Origin of the sequence: Micromonospora sp. NPDC051227 (assembly GCF_044455385.1) — a bacterium.
Lineage (GTDB): Bacteria > Actinomycetota > Actinomycetes > Mycobacteriales > Micromonosporaceae > Micromonospora.
The window spans coordinates 68,535-89,374 of record NZ_JBITET010000004.1 but is presented as its reverse complement, the minus strand read 5'-3'; the positions used below and the strand labels follow the sequence as shown (position 1 = coordinate 89,374).

Annotated in this window: 17 protein-coding genes, 1 tRNA gene and 2 pseudogenes; 10 read left to right on the top strand and 10 right to left on the bottom strand. The window is 70.5% G+C overall.

The window, feature by feature from the left end:
- Positions 1–119: 119 nt before the first annotated feature.
- The 5 genes from ACIA47_RS11835 to ACIA47_RS11815 form a co-directional block, all read right to left on the bottom strand.
- On the bottom strand, positions 120–3,767 hold the full coding sequence (locus tag ACIA47_RS11835; protein WP_396707474.1) for an adenylate/guanylate cyclase domain-containing protein: 3,648 nt from the start codon (positions 3,765–3,767) through the stop codon (positions 120–122).
- Positions 3,764–4,600: an MBL fold metallo-hydrolase gene (locus ACIA47_RS11830; protein ID WP_396707472.1), complete on the bottom strand. Its 837-nt coding sequence runs from the start codon at positions 4,598–4,600 to the stop codon at positions 3,764–3,766. The genes ACIA47_RS11835 and ACIA47_RS11830 overlap by 4 nt, the downstream gene beginning before the upstream one ends.
- Positions 4,601–4,724: 124 nt before the next feature.
- Positions 4,725–5,186: a RidA family protein gene (locus tag ACIA47_RS11825; protein WP_396707470.1), complete on the bottom strand. Its 462-nt coding sequence runs from the start codon at positions 5,184–5,186 to the stop codon at positions 4,725–4,727.
- Entirely contained in the window at positions 5,183–5,338 is a 156-nt protein-coding gene (locus ACIA47_RS11820; protein ID WP_007466198.1) for a DUF4177 domain-containing protein, read from the bottom strand. Before ACIA47_RS11820 ends, ACIA47_RS11825 begins: the two co-directional genes overlap by 4 nt.
- A 44-nt stretch (positions 5,339–5,382) precedes the next feature.
- Positions 5,383–5,865: a hypothetical protein gene (locus ACIA47_RS11815; protein ID WP_396707468.1), complete on the bottom strand. Its 483-nt coding sequence runs from the start codon at positions 5,863–5,865 to the stop codon at positions 5,383–5,385.
- 581 nt (positions 5,866–6,446) lie between these two features.
- On the opposite strand from ACIA47_RS11815, the pseudogene ACIA47_RS11810 reads away from it, so the two are divergent.
- The 3 genes and pseudogenes from ACIA47_RS11810 to ACIA47_RS11800 form a co-directional block, all read left to right on the top strand.
- Positions 6,447–7,037, top strand: a pseudogene (locus tag ACIA47_RS11810) (hypothetical protein); the annotation flags it as partial.
- Between the two features lie 26 nt (positions 7,038–7,063).
- On the top strand, positions 7,064–8,041 hold the full coding sequence (locus ACIA47_RS11805; protein WP_091403358.1) for an ArsA-related P-loop ATPase: 978 nt from the start codon (positions 7,064–7,066) through the stop codon (positions 8,039–8,041).
- Positions 8,042–8,094: 53 nt separating this feature from the next.
- Positions 8,095–9,246 carry an ArsA family ATPase gene (locus tag ACIA47_RS11800; protein ID WP_396707466.1) on the top strand — a complete coding sequence of 384 codons (1,152 nt, stop codon included), beginning with the start codon at positions 8,095–8,097 and terminating at the stop codon, positions 9,244–9,246.
- Positions 9,247–9,252: 6 nt separating this feature from the next.
- Here ACIA47_RS11800 and ACIA47_RS11795 read toward each other — a convergent pair whose 3' ends face one another.
- Entirely contained in the window at positions 9,253–9,573 is a 321-nt protein-coding gene (locus ACIA47_RS11795; protein WP_030328078.1) for a WhiB family transcriptional regulator, read from the bottom strand.
- A 407-nt stretch (positions 9,574–9,980) separates the two neighbouring features.
- On the opposite strand from ACIA47_RS11795, the gene ACIA47_RS11790 reads away from it, so the two are divergent.
- A complete protein-coding gene (locus tag ACIA47_RS11790) occupies positions 9,981–12,425 on the top strand; it encodes a penicillin-binding protein (protein WP_396707464.1) in 2,445 nt (814 codons plus the stop codon).
- 112 nt (positions 12,426–12,537) lie between these two features.
- Here ACIA47_RS11790 and ACIA47_RS11785 read toward each other — a convergent pair whose 3' ends face one another.
- Positions 12,538–12,993: a GatB/YqeY domain-containing protein gene (locus ACIA47_RS11785; RefSeq protein WP_396707462.1), complete on the bottom strand. Its 456-nt coding sequence runs from the start codon at positions 12,991–12,993 to the stop codon at positions 12,538–12,540.
- 25 nt (positions 12,994–13,018) lie between these two features.
- On the opposite strand from ACIA47_RS11785, the gene ACIA47_RS11780 reads away from it, so the two are divergent.
- Both ACIA47_RS11780 and ACIA47_RS11775 read left to right on the top strand, forming a co-directional pair.
- Positions 13,019–13,912: a metallophosphoesterase gene (locus tag ACIA47_RS11780; RefSeq protein WP_396707460.1), complete on the top strand. Its 894-nt coding sequence runs from the start codon at positions 13,019–13,021 to the stop codon at positions 13,910–13,912.
- Positions 13,913–14,110: 198 nt separating this feature from the next.
- Positions 14,111–14,187: transfer RNA gene (locus ACIA47_RS11775), tRNA-Pro, on the top strand.
- Between the two features lie 72 nt (positions 14,188–14,259).
- Here ACIA47_RS11775 and ACIA47_RS11770 read toward each other — a convergent pair.
- Both ACIA47_RS11770 and ACIA47_RS11765 read right to left on the bottom strand, forming a co-directional pair.
- A pseudogene (locus ACIA47_RS11770) lies at positions 14,260–14,734 on the bottom strand (site-specific integrase); the annotation flags it as partial.
- 1,079 nt (positions 14,735–15,813) lie between these two features.
- On the bottom strand, positions 15,814–16,206 hold the full coding sequence (locus ACIA47_RS11765; RefSeq protein ID WP_396707458.1) for a VOC family protein: 393 nt from the start codon (positions 16,204–16,206) through the stop codon (positions 15,814–15,816).
- A gap of 345 nt (positions 16,207–16,551) precedes the next feature.
- Between ACIA47_RS11765 and ACIA47_RS11760 the strand changes: the two genes are divergently transcribed.
- From ACIA47_RS11760 to ACIA47_RS11750, 3 genes are all read left to right on the top strand, one after another.
- On the top strand, positions 16,552–17,169 hold the full coding sequence (locus ACIA47_RS11760) for a DUF2625 family protein (RefSeq protein ID WP_396707456.1): 618 nt from the start codon (positions 16,552–16,554) through the stop codon (positions 17,167–17,169).
- A gap of 383 nt (positions 17,170–17,552) precedes the next feature.
- Positions 17,553–17,846, top strand: coding sequence for a hypothetical protein (locus ACIA47_RS11755; protein WP_396707454.1), 294 nt, complete (start codon positions 17,553–17,555; stop codon positions 17,844–17,846).
- 149 nt (positions 17,847–17,995) lie between these two features.
- Entirely contained in the window at positions 17,996–18,820 is an 825-nt protein-coding gene (locus ACIA47_RS11750; RefSeq protein WP_396707452.1) for a class I SAM-dependent methyltransferase, read from the top strand.
- Positions 18,821–18,860: 40 nt separating this feature from the next.
- On the opposite strand, the gene ACIA47_RS11745 is transcribed toward ACIA47_RS11750, so the two are convergent.
- A complete protein-coding gene (locus ACIA47_RS11745) occupies positions 18,861–19,334 on the bottom strand; it encodes a hypothetical protein (protein ID WP_396707450.1) in 474 nt (157 codons plus the stop codon).
- Positions 19,335–19,485: 151 nt separating this feature from the next.
- Here ACIA47_RS11745 and ACIA47_RS11740 point away from each other — a divergent pair, with 151 nt between their 5' ends.
- Positions 19,486–20,769: an MFS transporter gene (locus tag ACIA47_RS11740; protein ID WP_396707448.1), complete on the top strand. Its 1,284-nt coding sequence runs from the start codon at positions 19,486–19,488 to the stop codon at positions 20,767–20,769.
- Positions 20,770–20,840: the final 71 nt, after the last annotated feature.

Genomic DNA, 20,840 nt, shown 5'->3' with positions numbered 1-20,840 from the left:
CTCCCCAGGCACGGCGACGGTCCCCACTGTGGACCCGTACGCGGTGGTGACACGCTAGCCGCTCCCCCCGACCACCACATCCCCAGAACCGGCAGAACCTGCACATTCCCGGGGGTGGGTCAGACCAGGGCGGTCAGGCGGGCGTGGAGGGCGTCGGCTGCGGCTCGTTCGCTGCGCTGCTCGGTGGCGTACGCCAGGCGGACCGCCTCCTGCGCGCAGGACACCGCCTCCGCCGGGCGACCGCAGGCGGCCAACGCCTCGGCCAGCACACTCGCCGCGATCACCTGGCTGCGCACGTCCTCGGCCGGCGCGGTGACCGCCCGGCGGGCCCAGTCCAACGCCTGCTCCCGCTGACCGTGGGCGAGCAGCGCCGCCGCGTACTGAGCCATCGTCTGGCGGCGGGAGAAGAGCAGCGAGGGTGCGTTCGCAGCGGCCGTGGCCACCGGGGCGAGCAGCCCGACCGCGGTCGCCGAGTCGCCGGCGGCGAGACGGGCCGTCGCCAGCAACACCCGGGGCGCCACCTGCGCCGGGGCCTGCGGGTTGTGCGGCTCCACGGCGGTCAGCACCGCGCGGGCCACCCGCTCGGCGGTCTCGCAGTCGCCCATGTCCAACGCGACGAAGCCGCGCAGTGTGCCGGCCATCCCGGTGAGCAGCGGATGCGAGGTGCGCTCCGCGTACGCCAGGGCGTCGGTGAGCAGGTCCGCCGCGTGCTCCGGCTCGCCCAGGCCGCGCGCCACCACCGCCCGGACCACCAGGGCGAACCCGCGCCCCCAGTCGTCGGACGCGGCGGCGAACTCCCGGTACGCCCGCCGGGCCTCCCGGTCCGCCTCGGCCAGGTCACCCAGCTCGGCCGTGGCGAACGCCGCCACCGCACGCAGCGTGCCCACCGCCCACGCCTCACCGACCCGCTCGCCGAACGGCAGGAACACCTGCGCCATCCGACACGCCTCGCGCAGTCGGCCGGCGAGCAGCCGGGCGAACGCCGTGGTGCCACGCAGCCAGGCCCGCCCGTACGGGTCCTTCAGCTCGGCGAAGAGTCGGGCAGCGCGGCCGAGCACCGCGTCGGTCCCGGCGAAGTCACCCCGGGTGGTGGTCACCCAGGCCAGGTTCTGTAGGGACCACGCCTGCCCGCGTCGGTCCTGCGCACCGAGGCTGACCTGGTACGCGGCAGCCAACCGGCTGCTCGCCTGACTCAGCCGCCCGGCCACGAAGTCGGCCATGCCGAGCCGGCGCATCGCCGTGGCGCGCTGCGTGGGCAGCCGACCCTCGGTGGCGACCTGCAACGCCTCCTGCCAGGCGGTCACCGCCCGACCCTGATCGCCGAGGGTCTCCTGGGCCTGCCCCGCCAACAGCAGGGCGCTGACCCGGGTGGCCTCGTCCCCCGCGTTCGCGGCGATCTTCTCGGCGTACGCCAACGCGTCGGCGACCCGGCCGATCTGGAGCAACGCCCGCGCGTGCACCACCCGATCGGCTGCCGGCACCCCGTCGCGGGCCAGTTCGGTGGCGCGCTCTGCGTACTCGACTGCCATTGCCGGCTCACCGGCGGAGAGCGACCGGCGGGCAGCCCGGCCGAGCGCGGCGACGCCGAGCGGAACCACCGCCCGGGCCGGCGCGTCCGGGCGCAGCTTCACCGCGTCGGCGAGCGTGGCGGCCCGCTCGACGTGCGTCGCCACGAAGTCGTCCCGGGCCTCGTCGGTGAACCCTCCCACCGTGCTTGCCGTGGTCTCGTCCGCCGGCGCCGCCCAGCGGGCCAGCGCCGCGTGCCGCTCGGCCAACTCGGCCTTACTCACCCCGGCGTACGCGGCCTCCCGCATGAGCGGTGTGGCGAACGAGTAGCCGGCACGCGAGCGGTGCAGCATGCGGCGTTGCAGCAACTCCTCGACCGCCCGGTCGAGCTCGACCGCGACCACTGCCGACGGCCGACCGTCGCGACCGCCGCGTTGCTCCCGCATCGCCTCCAGCGCGCCGGTCGGCACCGTGTCACCGGTGACCGCCGCGTCGCGCAGCACCGACCGGGCGTCCGGCGGCAACGCGTCGATCCGAGCCGCGAGCACGGCGGCGAGGTCCCGGGAGAGCAGCCGACTGCCCAGCGAACCCGGCACCAGCCGCCAGCCGGTCGACCCGCCCTGCTCCCGCTCGCCGGAGCCGGACCGATCCACAGCGGCACCTCGCGTCGAGGCGGCACCGCGCACTGATTCGGTGGTGAGCGCGCCCCGTTCGATGAGCAGGGTGACCAGCTCAGCCAGGTAGAACGGATTGCCCTGCGCGGTGGCGAGCAACCGGTCGGTGTCGGCCTGCGGCAGCTTGCCGCCGCCGAGGTAACTCGTGAGCAGCCGGGCCGCGTCGGCACCGCGCAGCGGCGGCAGCGAGTGCACCTCGGCGTCCGCGACCCGGGTCAGCGCGCCAGCGGTACGCACCAACTCGGGGCGGCCGAGCAGCAGCACCAGCACCGGGCCGGTGAGCCTGGACAAGGTCAACCCGAGGGCACTGATCGTCTCGGCGGTGGCGTCGTGCAGGTCGTCCACCACGATCACCAGCGGCGCCTCCGAGGCGAGCCCACTGAGCAGGTCGGCGACCGCGTTCGGCACCACCTCGGCGTCCGCGGCCGGAGTGCCCGATCCGCCCCACTCGCCGCTGTCGCTGCCACCGTGCGGCGGGAGTTCGGCGTAGCCGAGCAGGGCCAGCAGCTGCTCCGTGGCGATCGGCGGCGTCTCCGCACCGGAGCGGGCGAGCCGCTGCCCGAGCCGGCGCAGCCGCTCCTCGACCGCCGGGCGGGTCAGCGCGGTGGATGCGTCGCTGGGCAGACCGACGGCGGCTCGCACCAGATCTGCCAGGGGCGCGAGCCGTCGCCGCTCCCCGAACGCGGCACAGCGCACCGAGAGCACCCGGGCCCCGGTGTGCGCCGCGTACCGGCCGGCACCGACGTCGTACCCGGCGGCAAGGCGCTCCACCTCGGCGGCGAACCGGGACTTGCCGATGCCCGCCTCGGCGGTCATCAGCAGCACCCGTGGGTCGCCCTGGTCGATCACCTCGGCGAGCCGGCCGGCGACCCGACCGATCTCCGTCTCCCGGCCGACGTACGGCGCCTCGTCGCCAAGCCCCGAGCGGGTGCCCGGCGCGTCCAGCAGACCCAGCAGCTCGTACGCCTCGACCGGCTCACGCTTGCCCTTGAGCCGCAGCGGGCGCAGCGCCCGCCAGGAGGAGACGTGCCTGGTGGCCGCAGCGGTGCGCCCACCGGCGTAGACGGCCCCGACGGCGGCGGCGTCGGCGAGCCGGGCAGCGGTGTTCACCGTGTCGCCGATGACCGTGTACTCGATGGCGGCCTGGATGCCCGCGATGACGTCGCCGGTGTTCAGCCCGACCCGCAGCCCGAGCGGCGCGCCGCCGCCCCGCTCGTCGTCGAGCACCCGGCGGACGGCCCGTTGCATGGAAAGGGCGGCCCGGACGGCACGTTCGGCGTCGTCCTCGTGCGCCACCGGGGCGCCGAAGACCGCCATGATGCCGTCACCGGTCAGCTTGTCGACGTGCCCGCCGAACGTCTTCACCGCACCGGCGAGGGCGGCGAGCACCCGGTCGGTGACCGCGCCGACGCGTTCCGGGTCGAGATCCTCCGACCAGGAGGTGAACTCGGAGAGGTCGCCGAAGAGCACGGTGACCACCCGGCGCTCGGCCGCCGGCAACGTGGCGGCGGCCGGCAGCGCGGCACCACAGTTGTGGCAGAACCGCGCGCCGGGAACGGCAACGGTTCCACACACGGGGCAGGTCACATGTGCTCCAACCCACTGACCCCGGGCGCGGATTCCCCGGTGTCGACGCCCAGATATTCCAGCTGGGCACGGACCGACCATTCCGCCGCCCACCAGAGTGAGCGGTCCACGTCCGCGTAGACCGTCGCCACCACGTCGGCGGGGGTGTGGGCGCCGGCGGCGACCGCCGCCCGGACCTGGTCGAGCCGGGCCCGACGGTGGGCGAGGTAGAAGTCGGCGGCGGCGGCGCAGTCGGCCAGCGCCGGGCCGTGTCCAGGCAGCGCCGGGATCCCCCGGTACGCGGACAGCAACTCCAGGCTGCTCAGGTAGTCACCGAGGTGACCGTCAGGATGGGCGACCACTGTGGTGCCCCGGCCGAGGATGGTGTCACCGGTGAGCACCACCCGCTCGTCGCCGTGCTCGACCAGGAAGCAGACCGAGTCGGCGGTGTGCCCTGGCGTCTGCAACAGACTGATGTGCAGACCGAAGCCGCCGAAGTGCTCGCCGGGCTCGGTCAGCGGCTCGCCGCCGATGGTGTGCGCCGGGTCGACGGCGAGCACGTGCACGCCGCCGAGCAGCTCACTCAGCCGGGCCGCGCCCTCGGTGTGGTCGGGGTGGCCGTGGGTGATCAGGATCAGCCCGACCGGGCCGTGCTCGGCGATCCGGGTCAGGTGCCCCTCGTCCGCCGGCCCCGGGTCGACCACGATGCCGGACTCGGCCGCCGGGGCGCGCAGCACCCAGGTGTTGGTGCCGTCGAGGGTCATCGGCCCCGGGTTCGGCGCACGCAGCAGTGAAACCCAGCGGGGCAACTCGTCGGCAAGCGCCGCCACCGCCCCCGTCACGTGCCCGCTCATGGCTGCGATCGTACGACCCCGCCCGCCACACCCCACGATCTTGCACTTGCGGCCCCTGATTCATCCCGGTTCAGGGCTTTCGTCCGGGCAGAAAGTGCAAGATCGCGGGGACGATGGGGACGCGTCAGGCGACCTCGACGATCAGCTCGATCTCCACCGGGGCGTCCAGGGGCAACTCGGCCACGCCCACCGCGCTGCGCGCGTGCCGGCCAGCCTCCCCGAAGACGGTGCCGAAGAGATCCGAGGCACCGTTGATCACAGCGGGCTGACCGGTGAAGCCGGGCGCGGAGGCCACGAACCCGGTCACCTTGACCACCTTCACCACGTTCTCCAGGCCGACCAGCGAGTCGACAGCGGCCAGCGCGTTGAGCGCGCACCGCTGGGCCAGATCCTTCGCCTGCTCGGCGGAGATCCCGGCGCCGACCTTGCCGGTCGCCAGCAACTTGCCCTCGGCCATCGGCAACTGGCCGGAAACGTACACGTGCTGCCCGGACTGCACGGCCGGGACGTAGCTGGCCACCGGCGGCACGACGTCGGGCAGTTCGAGACCCAGCTCGGCGAGCTTCGCGTGCGGACCGTTGCTCACGCCTTCGGCCGCTTCAGGTAGGCGACCAGCTGGTCCGGATTCGGGCCGGGGACCACGGCGACGAGCTCCCACCCGTCCTCGCCCCAGTTGTCGAGGATCTGCTTGGTCGCGTGGACCAGCAGCGGGACCGTGGAGTATTCCCACTTCTGCATCGCTGAAGGGCTCCCTCTCGGTGCGGAATTGTTCGAGGGACAGCCTACGGTCCGCTGGCAGGGCGAGGTACGGGACGCTGCTCCGTCGCGGCCGGCAGCTCCCCGCAGCGCCCTTCGTGCTCGTACCCCTGGGGGCAGCGGGACCGGTCGGGCAGCAGCAGGTCACAGAAGACCCGGTGCCGGTTGTTCTGATCGTCGGCGTTGGAGACGGTGGTCTCGCCGGCGTCCAACTCGGGCAGGAAACCCAGGGACACCGCGACCCGACCGGCCAGCACTGTCGCCGCCGCCAGATTCGGCACCCGGATCGGCAGGTGGATGACGAAGCCCGGCTCGTCGTCCTCGCGGGCCCGCTCGGCGGGCTGGCTCGGCATCCGGGCCGTCTCCGCCTGCTCCGGCATCCGGCGGTACGACCGTTCGTTGATCGGCTGGTTGGTGACCTGCCCGCCGGCGTCGACCACGGACCCGAGCCGGCGGGGCCGGTCGTTCGTCGGGAACTGGGTGCGAGGGATGTTGTCCGCGTCGCGCATGCACTGCCTCCGGTCGTACCTCTCGGACCATGCCTCCGGCCCGGACCCATTCGTCCGTTCCGACCCCCGCACCGGGACGAACGTAGGTCTGTGGCCGCGGTCCCATCAACAGGACGCGCACAAGAGGCCACCAACAGTCACATATGCGACACACCGCAGGTCGGGGGCCCGACACCGAAACCGACGCGGGTACCGCTCACCGGATCGCTGGGCCGCTCGACGGGCAGGGGCGACACCGATCCGGTCATCGACCGCTACCCTTCCGGTCGGACGGTCGCGCAGCGCCCGGCCGCCCGCTCGATCACGCTCGGCGCCAGGGGTGGCGGCGGGCGCCGCACCCCTGGGGGAACGACATGACCCACCCGCCCAGCGGCGACCAGGCCGGCACACCCGCTCACCCACCGGCCCACCCGGATCCCGCCGGTCAGCCCGGCGCGCCCACCATCCCCAGCCAGCCGACCCCCGCTGCACCGCCCGGGCAGCTCGCTCTGCCCGCCTCCCCCGCCCCGCCGGCACTCTCCGCCGCCCCCACCTCACCGGCTTTCCCAGGGCAGCCGAGCGGCCCCAGCCAGCCGGCTTTCCCGGGTCAGCCCAACGGCGCCGGGCAGCCGGAAGGGCCTGGCGGCCCCACCTCGGCCACCGCACCGACGCAGCCGGGTGCCCCGAACCCCTCATCGATCCCCGCTGCCCCGCCGGCCTATCCGCCCTACCAGGGCACGGCCGAGCCGAAAAAGAAGCGTGGTCTGCTGATCGCGGCGATCGCCCTGGTCGTGATCATGGTGCTCTGCGTGGGGGGTGGCGTGGTGGCCTTCCTGACCCTGCGCGATGCCGAGACCGGCGAGGGCGCCAAGGAGCCGGCGGTCGCCGTCGACGAGTTCCTCACCGCGGTCTACAAGGATCGCGACGCGACAAAGGCGGCGGGTCGCGTCTGCGCCGCTTCCCGCGACGACGACAAGATCGCTGCGAAGGTTGCCGAGGTGGAGAAGTACGCCTCCACCTACCAGAACCCGCGCTTCCGGTGGACCACGCCGAAGGTGGACAACCAGACCGGAGAACGGGCCACCGTCTCCACCCGACTCACCATGACCACCGCCGACGAGAAGGTGGCCGACCAGGAGTTGCGCTTCACCGTGGTGCAGAAGACAGGTTGGTGGGTCTGCGAGGTCGCCTGACCGGCCAGCCTGGATAGGCTCGACGGGTGTGTGCAGCTGAGCGTCCGATCGACCCGGCCGGTACCGGGTGGCCCGCCCGCCTCCACGTGGTGACCGGCAAGGGTGGCACCGGTAAGACCAGCGTGGCGGCGGCGCTGGCCCTCGCGCTCGCCGCCGGCGGCCGGCGCACCCTGCTGGTCGAGGTCGAGGGGCGGCAGGGCATCGCCCAGTTGTTCGGCATCGAGCCGCTGCCGTACGAGGAGCGGCACCTGGCCGACGCGCCGGACGGCGGTGAGGTGCGCGCGCTCGCGGTGGACGCCGAGGAAGCGCTGCTCGAGTACCTGGACATGTTCTACAAACTGGGCGCGGCGGGCCGGGCACTACGCAAGCTCGGTGCCATCGACTTCGCCACCACCATCGCGCCCGGCCTGCGGGACGTCCTCCTCACCGGCAAGGTGAAGGAGGCCACCACCCGCACCACCGGGCAGCGGCGCGCGTACGACGCGGTGGTGCTGGACGCCCCGCCGACCGGGCGGATCGGCCGGTTCCTCAACGTGACGGCGGAGACCGCCCGGCTGGCCAAGGTGGGCCCGATCAAGACCCAGAGCGAGGGGGTCGCCGCGTTGCTGCGGTCCCCGATGACCGCGGTGCACGTGGTCACGCTGCTGGAGGAGATGCCGATCCAGGAGACGGTCGACGCGATCGCCGACCTGACCGCCCTCGGCTTCGGCGTCGGGAAGGTGCTCGTCAACGGGGTCCGGCCGCCGCTGCCCGCCGGAGCGGCGGTCACCGCCGCGGAGTTGAAGCGCGGGCTGGTCGCCGCCGGGTTGCCTGCCGATCGGGACATCGTGGCCGGGTTGCACGATGAGGCGCGTGATCAGCTCATCCGGCGCGAACTGGAAGATTCGCTCCGCGCGGACCTGGTGGAGTTGGGGCTGCCGATGATCGAGCTGCCGTTGCTGCCCGACGGGGTTGATCGGGCAGGGCTCGCGACGCTGGCCCAGGCCCTCGTCCGCGCCGAATGACTCACACCTGAGCGCAGCACGGGCGCGCGGACCCACCGGCCCGATACGCTCGATTGGTGCCTTCCGAAGACGCGGCGCCGCAGCTGGACGTCGACCAGATCCTCGCCGACCCAGGCGTGCGGATCGTCGTGTGCTGCGGTGCCGGCGGAGTGGGAAAGACGACCACGGCCGCGGCGCTGGCGCTGCGGGCCGCCGAGCACCACGGCCGGCGCACTGTGGTGCTCACCATCGACCCGGCCCGCCGGCTGGCCCAGTCGCTGGGCCTGACCGAGCTGGACAACACCCCTCGCCAGGTCAAGGGGATCGACGTCGAGAGCAGCGGCGGCGAGTTGCACGCCATGATGCTGGACATGAAGCGCACCTTCGACGACGTGGTGTTGCAGCACACCGACCCGACCAAGGCCGCGGAGATCTTCGCGAACCCGTTCTACCAGGCGATGAGCTCGACCTTCGCCGGCACGCAGGAATACATGGCGATGGAGAAGCTGGGCCAGCTGCACGCCCGGGGCGAGTGGGACCTGATCGTGGTGGACACTCCACCGTCCCGCTCGGCACTGGATTTCCTGGACGCGCCGGCTCGGCTCTCCCGTTTCCTCGACGGTCGGATGCTGCGCCTGTTGCTGGCCCCGGCCCGCACCGGCGGGCGGAGCATGTTCAGCCTGGTCACCGCCTCGTTCGGGATGTTCTCGAAGGTGGTGCAGAAGGTGCTCGGCGCGCAGCTGCTCACCGACCTGTCCGGCTTCGTGGCCGCTCTCGACTCGATGTTCGGTGGTTTCCGGCAGCGCGCCGAGCAGACGTACCGCATCCTGCAGGCGCGTGAGACGGCCTTTCTGCTGGTCGCGACGCCGGAGCCGGACGCGGTCCGGGAGGCCGCCTACTTCGCGGGCCGGCTGCGGGACGAGCGGATGCCGCTGGCCGGCCTGGTGCTCAACCGGGTACACCGCCCGGCGGTTCCGGAGCTCGACGCCGAGCAGAGCCGGCTCGCCGCCGAGCGGCTGACCCAGCTGGGTGGGCATGAGGCCACCGCCGACGTGCTGCGGGCGCACGCGGCGTTGGCTCGCCAGGCGGTACGCGAGCAGCAGGTCGCCGCGCGCTTCACCGAGGCGTTCCCGGCCGTGCCGGCGGTTTCGGTTACCGCGCAGCCCGCCGACGTGCACGACGTCGACGGGCTACGGACGATCGGCGCGGCGATCAGCCGGCCGTGACCGGCGTCAGTTGGCCGCGCTGACGAGAATCTTGTCCTTGCCGGCCTTGTCCTTGCTGTTCTTCTTCATCGCGGCCTCGAACATCTTGCGCCAGCTCGTCACCTGCGGGTGACGACGCAGGAGCGCCCGCCGTTCGCGTTCGGTCATGCCGCCCCACACACCGAACTCGATCCGGTTGTCCAGCGCGTCGGCCAGGCACTCGTACCGAACTGGGCAGCTCCGGCAGATCCGCTTCGCCACGTTCTGTTCGGCGCCCTGTACGAACAACGCGTCCGGGTCCCCGTTCTGACATGCCGCCAGCGACGGCCAGTCAGTGATCATGCCCATGTGTACACGTCCCCCCTTGCAGTACCTACCGACCTCGTCGATGCACGTCAGCCGGCAATTCCCCCCGATCGCCCGGCCTGCCTTCCCCAAGGCGGCGCGGACGACATGTGGCGCTGTCGCCGCCCCCATCATGCTCTGTAGTCGACTGATTACGCAACGTTGTCGACGAAATCCATCATTTCGGACAGTCCCGGCTTCCCGGGCCTTCGACCGCCGGTTACCCCGCCGAGGTCGGCGATAACGCTGCGCCGCCTCACCGAATCAGAGGAGACTCACGCCAGGTCACACGCAACCAAGTACCGGGGGTCGTGCGTTTAGCACAACGAGGGCAGCGCACGCAGGAAATGGGGAAAGAACGCCCCAGCGCCCCTCGTTCCCTACTCGCGTACCCTGTCGAGGTGACCTGGATGCGGAAACGTGACCACAATGTGCTGACCAACGCCGCATCGCTAGCCGTGTGTGGCCTACTGGCCGGCGTGGTGGTCGCTGCGGCGGCCTTCCCCGCGGTAGCGATGTCCGGCCTGGCCGCGAAGGCCGGCGCCGAGACATTCGGTGCCCTGCCCACGGAGCTGACGGTGGCCCGTGCGCCACAGATCAGCTACCTGCTGGCATCGGACGGCAAGACACCGCTCGCAACGATGTACGACGAGAACCGGCGCGACGTGAAGCTCGCCGACATCTCGCCGGCCATGCAGAAGGCCATCATCGCGGCCGAGGACCATGACTTCTACAAGCACAACGGCGTCGACATCAACGGTGTCGCCCGCGCGTTCGTCAACAACCAGAGCGAGGGCTCCGGTCGGCAGGGCGCCTCGACGCTGACCATGCAGTACGTCCGGCTGGCCATCGCCTACTCGGCCACCCACCCGGCGGACGTCGTCGCGGCGACCGAGGACACCAGCGCCCGCAAGCTGCGCGAGATGCGACTGGCCCTCCAGGTCGACAAGGAATTCTCCAAGGACGAAATCCTCACCCGCTACCTCAACCTCGCCTCGTTCGGCAACGGCGCGTACGGCATCTACGCCGCCAGCCAGGTCTACTTCGGTAAGCCACCGAGCAAGCTGAAGATCGAGGAAGCGGCGTTGCTGGCCGGCATGGTCAAGGCGCCGACGACGAACGATCCGACCACCGAGGCCGGTTACCCGCTCGCGCTGGATCGGCGCAACTACGTCATCCAGAACATGGTCGACATCAAGGCCATCACCCAGCAGGAGGCGGACGCCGCCAAGGCGACCAAGCTGGTGGTGAAGGACAAGCGCACTCCGAACGGCTGCGTCGCCGCCAACGTCAACGAGTGGGGCTTCTTCTGCGACTACTTCTACCGCTGGTGGATGGAGCAGGAGACGTTCGGCTCGACCACGTACGACCGGGAGCGCCGACTGAAGAGCGGCGGCTACACCGTCGTGACCTCGATCGACGTCCAGGCACAGCGTGGCGCGGACAAGGCGGTCCGTAAGGCCAAGAGCGTGAACAGCAAGGAAGCGGCAATGGTCGCGGTCGTCGAACCGGGCACCGGCCGGGTGCGGGCGCTCGCGGTCAACCGGCAGTTCAAGCTCGACGACCCGAAGAACCCGAAGAACAAGCTCTCCAGCGACCCCGCGAAAAGCAAGAAGAAGATCCGGGGCAACTACCCGGCGACGGTCAACCCGCTGCTCACCGGCGGCAACGGCATCACCGGCTACCAGGCCGGCTCGACCTTCAAGATCTTCAGCATCGTCGCCGCGCTGGAGAAGGGCATCCCGCTCAGCTACTCGATGAACGCGCCGCAGCAGTTCAAGTCGGAATACATCATCGACAGCAGCAGCCCGGCGGCCTGCAAGGGCACCCACTTCTACTGCCCGACCAACTCCGGCCTCAAGGCCGGCGGCGTGCAGAACATGTGGAGCGCCTTCAGCGCGTCGATCAACACCTACTTCGTCCCGCTCCAGCAGCAGGTCGGTGCGGAGAATGTGGTCGACGCCGCCCGGCGGGCCGGAATCCAGTTCCGGGCGAGCAACGACGCCAAGTTCGCCGCGACCAAGGAAGCCGCCCATCAGTGGGGCGCCTTCACCCTGGGCGTCTCCTCCACCACGCCGCTCGACCTGGCCAACGCGTACGCGACCCTCGCGGCGGACGGCAAGTACTGCGAGCCGATCCCGGTGCAGGAGATTCGGGACCCGGAGGGCAACAAGCTGGACATCGCCAACCCGCGCTGCGAGAAGCGGTTCAGCACGGAGGTGGCCCGGGCCGCCGTCGACGCCGCCCGCTGCCCGGTCGGTGACAACTCCAGCACCAGCAAGTGCGGTGGCAGCCGCACGGCAGCCGTCGTGAAGAACATCGTCGACGCGCCGGTGGCCGGTAAGTCCGGCACCACCGACTCGGAGAAGACGGCCGCCCTGGTCGCCATGACCAAGCAGTACTCGGTGGCTGGCATCATGGCCGACCCGGACTGGCCGCAGACGAACGTCAAGATGAAGCACAAGGAGAAGGACGGCATCAACCCTCCGGTGTACGAGACCCTGCGGGATGCCATGAAGGGCAAACCGCGGATCAAGTTCGAGGAGCCGGGCCAGAAGATCTCCGAGGGTGACCAGCGCAGCATCCCCGACGTGAAGTGCGTTTCGGTGGATCAGGCGAAGTCCCGGCTCAAGGGCGCCGGCTTCGAGCCGGTCGTCTCCAGCGCCAAGGTGCCGTCCTCCTGCAAGGCGGGCGACGCGGCCGGCACCAGCCCGGACGGACGCACGATCAAGGGTGGCGTGGTCACCATCCAGGTCAGCAGCGGCGGCGGCGCGCCGGGCAACACCAACGGCACGCCGGGCGGCCAACCCGGCAACCAACCCGGACGACCCGGCAACGGCCGTCCAAACGGCTGAGCCGACCAGTAGGACACAACGGGCGGGCACCCTCCTCGGGTGCCCGCCCGTTTCGTCTGCCCGGACCAGCGAGCGGCTGCGAGACGTCCTGCCGCGCCGCCGACCCGCTGAGTCAGAGACCGAGCTGTCGGCGTACCTCGGCGGCCACCCGGCCACCCTCGGCCTGGCCCGCCACCGCGGCCTGGGCCGCCTTCATCGCCGGGCCCATCTGGGCCTTGCCGGTGAAGCCGCCCGCAGCGAGCGCCCCCGACACCAGCTCGGTCAGCTCGGCCTCCGAAAGCTGCTTGGGCAGGTAGCGGTCCAGCACCTCACCCTCGGCGCTCTCCTTCGCGGCCTGCTCGGCGCGGCCGGCGTCGGCGAAGGCGGTAGCCGCCTCCCGACGCTTCTTGGCTTCCTTGGTCAGCACCGCGAGCACCTCGTCATCGGTGAGCTCGCGCTTGGCCTTGCCGGCGACCTCGGCGGTGCCAACGGCGGCCAGGGCCATCCGCAGCGTGGAGGTGGTCAGCTCGTCGCGCGCCTTGAGCGCGGAACGCATGTCGGCAGTGAGGCGGTCCTTCAGCGTGCTCATGGACGGTCAAACTACCCTGAACGCCATGCGAAAGCGCACACTATTCCGGCTCGCCGCCGGAACCGCCACGATCGGCGCGGCCACCCTCGCGTACGCGTCGCTCGTCGAGCGCAACATGTTCACCCTGCGGCGGTACGACGTGCCGGTGCTCCCGGCCGACGCGGAGCCGCTGCGCGTGCTGCACCTGTCGGACCTGCACATGATGCCCGACCAGGCACGCAAGCAGCGCTGGGTGGCGTCACTGGCCGCCCTCGACCCCGACCTGGTGGTGGTGACCGGCGACAACATGGCCCACCCGGGCGCGGTGCCCGGGGTGCTGCGGGCCCTGCAACCGCTGCTGGACTACCCCGGCGCGTTCGTGTTCGGCTCGAACGACTACACCGGGCCGGTGTTGAAGAACCCCTTCACCTACTTCCTGCCGGACCGGGAGTACACCGAAGGCGTCGACCTGCCCTACGAGGAGCTGCGCCAGGTCTTCACCGGCGCCGGCTGGGCGGACCTCAACAACGCCCGGACCACGCTGAAGGCTGGCGGCCGACAGCTCGACCTGGTCGGCGTCGACGACCCGCACATCGACCGGGACGACTACCCCTCCGTGGCCGGCGCGGTGTCGTCGTCGGCGGACCTCTCCATCGCGCTCACGCACTCACCCGAACCACGGGTGCTCGACCAGATGGCGGCGGACGGCTTCGGGCTGCTGCTGGCCGGGCACACCCACGGTGGTCAGGTCTGCGTACCGGGCTTCGGGGCGCTGGTGACCAACTGCGGCCTGCCGCGCTCGATGGCGCGCGGCCTGCACCGGTGGCCGGGCTCGGACTCCTGGCTGCACGTCTCCGCCGGCCTCGGCACCCACCCGACCGCCCCGATCCGCTTCGCCTGCCCTCCGGAAGCCAGCATCCTCACCCTCATCCCCCGCTGACCGCCGGTTCGTCGCGCTGCCGCCCGCCCGGCCGCTTCAAGATTCGCGCATCATCAGGGATGTTGCTGCCTCGGCGCGGCGTGAGGCAGCAACATCCCGGAAGTTGTGCGGATCTTGGCCACCCCGGGCAGGGTCGGAGCGGCGGGGGTACCGAGTTTGACCATCGGGGCGGGTGGGCTACTATTTGTCGGCACGCCTCGGGGTGTGGCGCAGCTTGGTAGCGCGCTTCGTTCGGGACGAAGAGGTCGTCGGTTCGAATCCGGCCACCCCGACCAGGTAAGAGGGCACATCCGATCCATGGATGTGCCCTCTGGTGTTTCTGTACAGCAGTGAAGTACAGCAACGGATCACCGCAGGCTCTCCCCCAGGCGCTTGAGTACGTCGCGGGTGGCATCCGAGGCGCCTGCGAATAAATCTCCATCGTCACCGACACCTCGGCGTGCCGGAGCACCTGCATGATGGCGCGCGGATGCACGTCCAGGTCGACGAGCAGCGTCGCGCAGGTACGCCGGAGGTCTGCGTCTTGGTTTCCCGGTGCAGCAGTTGACCGCCGACCCGCTGCAACTGCCAGCCGATCGACAACTCCCCCGCCGCCAGGTCGACGGCATCCTCGGTGAGGCCGAGCACCTCACCCTTACGCAGGCCGAGCACCAGGATCGACACGTACGCGGCGTAGAGCGGATCGCGATCGGCCCGCGCGGATTCCAGGAAGCGAAGCGCCTCGTCGCTGGTCCAGGCCCTGCCCTTGCGTCGTCGGACCGGTGGAAGCTTGACCAGGGCTGCGGCGTTGCGGGTAACCAGTTCCTCGGTGGCCGCGTGTGTAGGGGAGTGCACGCCGGCCGCGTCGGCGAACTGGCGGCCGGTGGCGGGGTTGCGGTTACTGCGCCTCCGGCCGGGGGCGCTCGGGCTCCGAGATGGTTGCAACCCCGTCGGCGCGTTGCGGTCCGTGGATGGTTGCGCGAGCCATCCCGCCAGCCACCAACCCGGGCAGGCCGAGCACACCCTTGCGCGCTTCTGCGATCGTTGGCGGCAGAGTTTGAGTGCCGTTCGTGTCGGCCCTTGCGGGTTCGAGGCAGGTTTGGATGGTCAATGATTGTTCTTGCCCAGCAGCTTCCAGCGTTAGTCGGCGTGATTGTGGGAGCCCTCGCGTCTTACCTCGTTAGCAGCGCAGGAGAGCGAGCACGATGGCGACGCAGCCAGCGGGTCCGCTGGGACGAGAGCCGCATGCGGGTGTATGCCGAGTATGGCGGCTCCGTCAAGCGGTGGGCCTACCTGTCATGTCGCATCGCGGCAGCGCGAGGATTCGACCACTCCGCGGCCCACCTGGCCCCGGAGGAAGGGCTCCCGCTCTTGGCCGCAGCGGAGGACGATCGTGGAGCGCGGTGGGAATCGATGCTGCTACTGGGCAGCCCGGAGACTGTTAGTGCTGCACGTGATTGGCATCAAGCTGTCCACCGTCTCGATTGGTACGCACGAGGGCGGTTGACGGATGCCGAGCAGTGGCGGCCGGCAATTCAGGAGATGGAGAAGTGCCGCGACAAGTACTACGAATGTGCACGAAACGACCTTGGTGTAGGTGGTGGAATGTTACCGCCGCCGGCATGGCCTCCTCGTTGGGTTCCCAAGATCGGGACATGATGCAGCAACCCGAGGTTGAAGCCCGCAGTGCAGGCGGTGGCCCGGCTGCTTCTCGCCCTCATTCTGGTTCGCCTCGTTTATGACCAGAACAACAGCCCGCTGATGACGGGAATAGCCAAGGCGCCGAGGCAGTCCAGAAGCCTGTTCATCACATGACGGGCGGCCAACGCACGGATCTGCGATGAGCGGGGTATCTCGGGGCTGGTACGGAGTGCGGTGATCCGCCCGTGAGCAGCACCGTGGCCTTCATCTGCGCGGCTCGATCAGCCGAGCTGAGTTGGTGTAGTCGAAGCCTCCCAGGTGGTCAGGCAAAACGGGTGGCCAGCCGGATCGGCGTAGACGTAACACTGTTCGCTGTTGGGCTGGAAGGCGTACCTTGTTGCTCCGGCAGCGAGCACGCGGGCCTCGGCGGCGTCTCGGTCCACGACCATGAAGTCGAGATGCATCATGATCGACGAGGTGGGGTCGGGCCAGGCGGGTGGCGTGTATCCGGGCACAGTCTGGAAGTTGATTCGCCCGGCCGGGCTCAGCACGCATGCCCAGCCGTCCCCGGCGTGTGTCAGGGTTCCGCCGGTGATGCTGGCGTAGAACTCCGCCAAGCCGACGGCGTCCGGGCAGTCCAGGGTGACCGCGCTGAGCCTGATCTCGTCGGACATGTCGCCTCCTGTGGTCCGGGCCAGCCGGGTGCTAGGCGCCCGCACCGATACGACGACCAGCACGACGGCGCGCTCGACAAACTGAACGACGTAACCTAACGCAGACGTTGGTCGAGCACACTGATCCAGCCGCGACCCGCGCTCTCGGCTGTCGCAGATCACCTGGCGGACGACTGTCGCACCTCACCCGACGGAGGACAGCCGGGCTGCCGGCGATGTCGGGTCTCAGGACGTACGTGACAGATCAGTCTCGGGACGTGTGTGACACGTCCGGCTAGACGATCTTGTTTGTTTGCGGCAGGCCCTCAGAGTCGCATGGGTTGATCCTCCTGGGAGGCTGAGGGGGTGGAACGGTCTGCGTGGTCCGAGATTTCGGCGCTGGTGGCAGCAGCTCCGTATCCGGTGGAGGTGCTGCCGGCCGATCCTCAGCGGGCGGGAGCATGCCTGGCGGCTCTGGAAATCACGACGAGGTCGTGGCTCGGGGCGGTGGTCGCCAACAGCGGCGGGCTGGTGATCGATCACGGTTGGCTTCGGGTGCTCGGCGGTGGGCACGACGGGTTGCGGGATGTGGCGGCCCAGATAGTCCCGGAAGCTGGTCGTCTTGTCGTCGCTTTCGATGTGATGGGCGGGCAGTTCGCGTGGTTGCAGGCGGAGCCGGGCGCGAGGCCGACGGTGCATTACTTCGGCCCGGAGGACCTGACTTGGCAGGATCTTGAGCTTGGGTATGGCGACTGGCTGGAGGCGATGCTCGCAGGTGCTATGACCAAGTTCTATGAGACCTTGCGGTGGCCGGGCTGGGAAGGGGAGGTGGCCAGCGTCGCCCTGGACCAGGGGATCCACACGTTGCCGCCGCCTTGGACCAGGGAGGGCAAGGATCTTTCGGCGGTATCCCGCAAGCCCATCCGGCTTGCTGAACTCGTTTCGGTTCACCAGGAGTTCGCGCGTCAGCTCGGCCTTCTCTAGATCATGCCCTCCGAACGACGGGCCGAGCCCGGCTTCATCGCGGCGTCCTTCGGGTACGGACGCCAGTGGACCGAGTGGGCGCTCATCCACGTATGTCAGCGCTGGTCGGCCAACCCGGGAATTCCTTCGGGACGAAGAGGTCGTCGGTTCGAATCCGGCCACCCCGACCAGAGGTAAAAGACCAGGTGAGATCTTCTCTCACCTGGCCTTTTCGTCTGCCCCGGCAAGCCCTGTCGACCGATCCCCGTGCTACGACTGCGTGGCTAGCGTCCGCGTATGACTCACCCTCAGACGCCTCAACCGTGGATCCCTCCCAACGGCCCCGCAGGGGGACCCCCTGCAACCCCGGAGGCCGGTCGCGCCACCCCGTCTCCTTTCTGGCCGTGTACGTGTTGGCGGGCCTGGCCACTGTCTGTTGGGCGGGCGCGGCGTACAGCGCCCGGGTGATCTTTCTTGGCCGCGACATGGTCGAGGGCCTGCTGAGCTTCCTCGGGCTGCTCGGGCTCGCCGGGTTTGAAGTGTTCGCGTTGCTGTTCACCATCACTGCCGCCTTCGAGCTGCGCGGGCGCAACTCGCCTCGTGCGGCCCTGGTGGCCGGTCTGGTCGCGGTCACCGGGGTCGTCGCAACGATCGTGTTCCTGATCTGGGTCTCAACGACAGCGAGTACCAACTCTTAGCAACCGGTAACGGCTCTGCCGACCCGGTGACGCCTAGCTGACACCCCCCGACCGGCCTTCAGCTGCCAACATAGGTGTTTTTACCGATCCCCTCGGGGGCAGCCAGCCCTAACGTCAGCGGCACACCACACCGTCCGAGGGGACCACCGATGACCATCGCACCCGATCTCATCGCCGTGAAGGCACGCCAGCAGGTGACGTGGGCCAGCGGTGACTACGGCGCCGTCGCCGCGCTCATCCACCCGATCTCCGAACTTCTGGTGACCGCGGCCGACCTGTCGGCCGGCGCCCGCGTACTCGACGTGGCGACCGGCTCCGGCAACGCCGCCATCGCCGCCGCCCGCTGCGGCTGCGTCGTGACCGGCGTCGACTACGTACCCGACCTGCTGGAACGCGGCCAGGCCCGCGCCGCTGCGGAAAGACTCCCGGTCACGTTCGTGACCGGCGACGCGGAGCGCCTGGCGTACGCCGACGGGTCCTTCGACGCGGTGCTCTCCGTCGTCGGGGTGATGTTCGCGCCGGACCAGGAGCGGGCGGCGGCGGAGCTGGTCCGGGTCTGCCGGCCCGGCGGCACGGTGGCGCTGGCGTCGTGGACGCCGCAGGGCTTCATCGGCGACCTGTTCCGCACGGTGGGGCGGCATGTGCCGCCACCGGCAGGGCTGCGCCCGCCGGTCGAGTGGGGCGACGAGGGCCGAGTCCGCGAACTGCTCGGCGCGGCCGTGGGTGAACTGCGGGCGGTACGCCGGGAGTTCGTCTTCCGTTTCGGCACACCGGAGGAGTTCGCCGACTTCTTCCGGGTCAACTACGGGCCGACGTTGAAGGCGTTCGAGGCGCTGCCCGAGGAACGACGACCGGACCTGCACGCCGATCTGGTGGAGTTGGTCCGCGCGCACAACCGCGCCACCGACGCCACGGTCCGCATCCCGGCGGAGTACCTGGAGGTCGTGGCGCGGCGGACCGTCGACCCGGCCTGACACCCGTCCGCGCCACGCCGTTCAAGGTGGCGCCGGCCGGTCAGTCCTGCCGCTCGGTGCGTTCGATCTCCGCGAACGCGGCGGCCAGGTAGTCGTCCAACGGCACGCTGGTCGCCGCCAACAGGTCGGCCACCAGCAACGGAGCGTGTCGGGCCAGCGCCGACGCGTCCGGCGGTGACTCGTCGCCGTCGGGGTCGTACACGCCCAGCGCGCCGGCCAGCAGGACCAGCACCACGTGCGGGTCGACTTCCGTTCGCCACCGCGTCGACTCCTGCACGCAGCGGGTCAACACCTGGCGGATGTCGTCGCCGGTCAACCCGTCCGGATGGCTCTCCTCCAGCAGCAACCGGACCACCGCGCCGAGCACCAGGCCGGAACGCTCGTCCGCGGCGAGACCGCCGACCGCCTCGTCGTAGGCCTGACCGTCGCGTGCCTGGGCGGCGGCGACGGCCGTCGTAGCGGTCAACGCGATGGCGCGGGCGGTAGCGGGCAGATGTCGCCAGGTGCCGGTCATCGCGCCAGCATCGCAGACCCGGCGGACACCAACCGGCCTCGACCACAGCGAGTGGATCGACGTGGAATTGCTCACCCACCGGTCCCGGTGACCGCGAGCCGTGGCCAAAACGGTTCGCGCGGCGTCAGACCCACCGAACAGAATGCCGGACATGCTGCGTCGTGCCCTGCCCCGCCGTCCGGAAGCTCGTCGACTCCTGATCGGCACCCTGCTGTCGGCGATCGGGCGGGGTCTGACCCTGCCGTTCCTGTTCATCTACCTGACCGACGTACGCGGGCTCACCGACACCCGGGCCGGGCTCGTGATCGGCTGGTACGGCGTGGTCACCCTGGCCCTGTCGCCGCTGGGCGGGACGCTGATCGACCGGATCGGCGCCCGCCGGGTGGTGGTGCCCTGCCTGGTGATCGAGGCGATCGGCACCGGCTCGCTCGCGCTGGTCCACTCGACCGGTTCGGCCCTGCTGGTGATGACGGTGATCGCCATCGGCAGCTCGGCGATCTGGTCGGGGCAGAACACCATCCTCGCGTCGTTGACCGACGACGATGAGCGGCAACGTGTCTTCGGGCTGAACTTCGCCCTGCTCAACCTCGGCATCGGCATCGGTGGCATGACGTCCGGCGCGATCGTCGACACCGCCCGGCCCGGCACCTTCCAGGCGATCTACCTGCTGGACGCGGTGACCTACCTGATGCCGGCGCTGATCCTGCTCACCCTGCCCGGAGTGGGCCACCGACTCGGCAAACGTCGGGGCGTCGACGAGCCGTCGCCCGGTGGCTACCTGACGGTGCTCCGTGACCGCCCGTTCCGGCGGCTGGTGATCTTCGGGCTGATCCTCACCACCTGCGGCTACGCGCAGGTGGAGGTGGGCTTCGCCGCGTACGCGGTGCGGGTGGCCGAGGTGAACCCCCGGGTCGTGGCCTGGGCCCTTGCGGCCAACACCGTGATGATCGTGCTCGCGCAACTGCTGGTCATCCGCCGGATCGAGGGGCGCAGCCGCACCCGGGCGTTGGCCGTGGTGGGAGCGGTGTTCGCCGCCGCCTGGCTGGTCCTCGGCGCGGCCGGCCTGGTCACTGCTGAGAACGCCGTGCTGGCCGCCCTGTGCGTGGTGCTCTGCTCGGCGATCTTCGGTTTCGGCGAGACGATGCTGTCCCCGGTGATGCCCGCACTGACCAACGCGCTGGCCACCGACGAACTGCGCGGCCGGTACAACGCGATGAGTTCGATGATCTTCGGAATCAGCGGTGTGATCGGCCCAGTGACCGCCGGCCCGCTCATCGGCGCCGCCAACGGCATGGTCTGGGTGGCGACGGTGGTAGGCGGCTGCCTGGTCGCCTCACTGGTCGCGCTCTCCCTGCGCCGGCTGCTCACCACCGAGCAGGACGGCCTCGTGACGACCGCCCCGGCATCCCCCGCCCCCGCGCCCACCCCGGCCTGACCCCGGCGATCCTGCCCGAACAGGCGCCGACAGGCACGGGCGCGGGTGAGGGGTCACGGGGACGGGTCGGG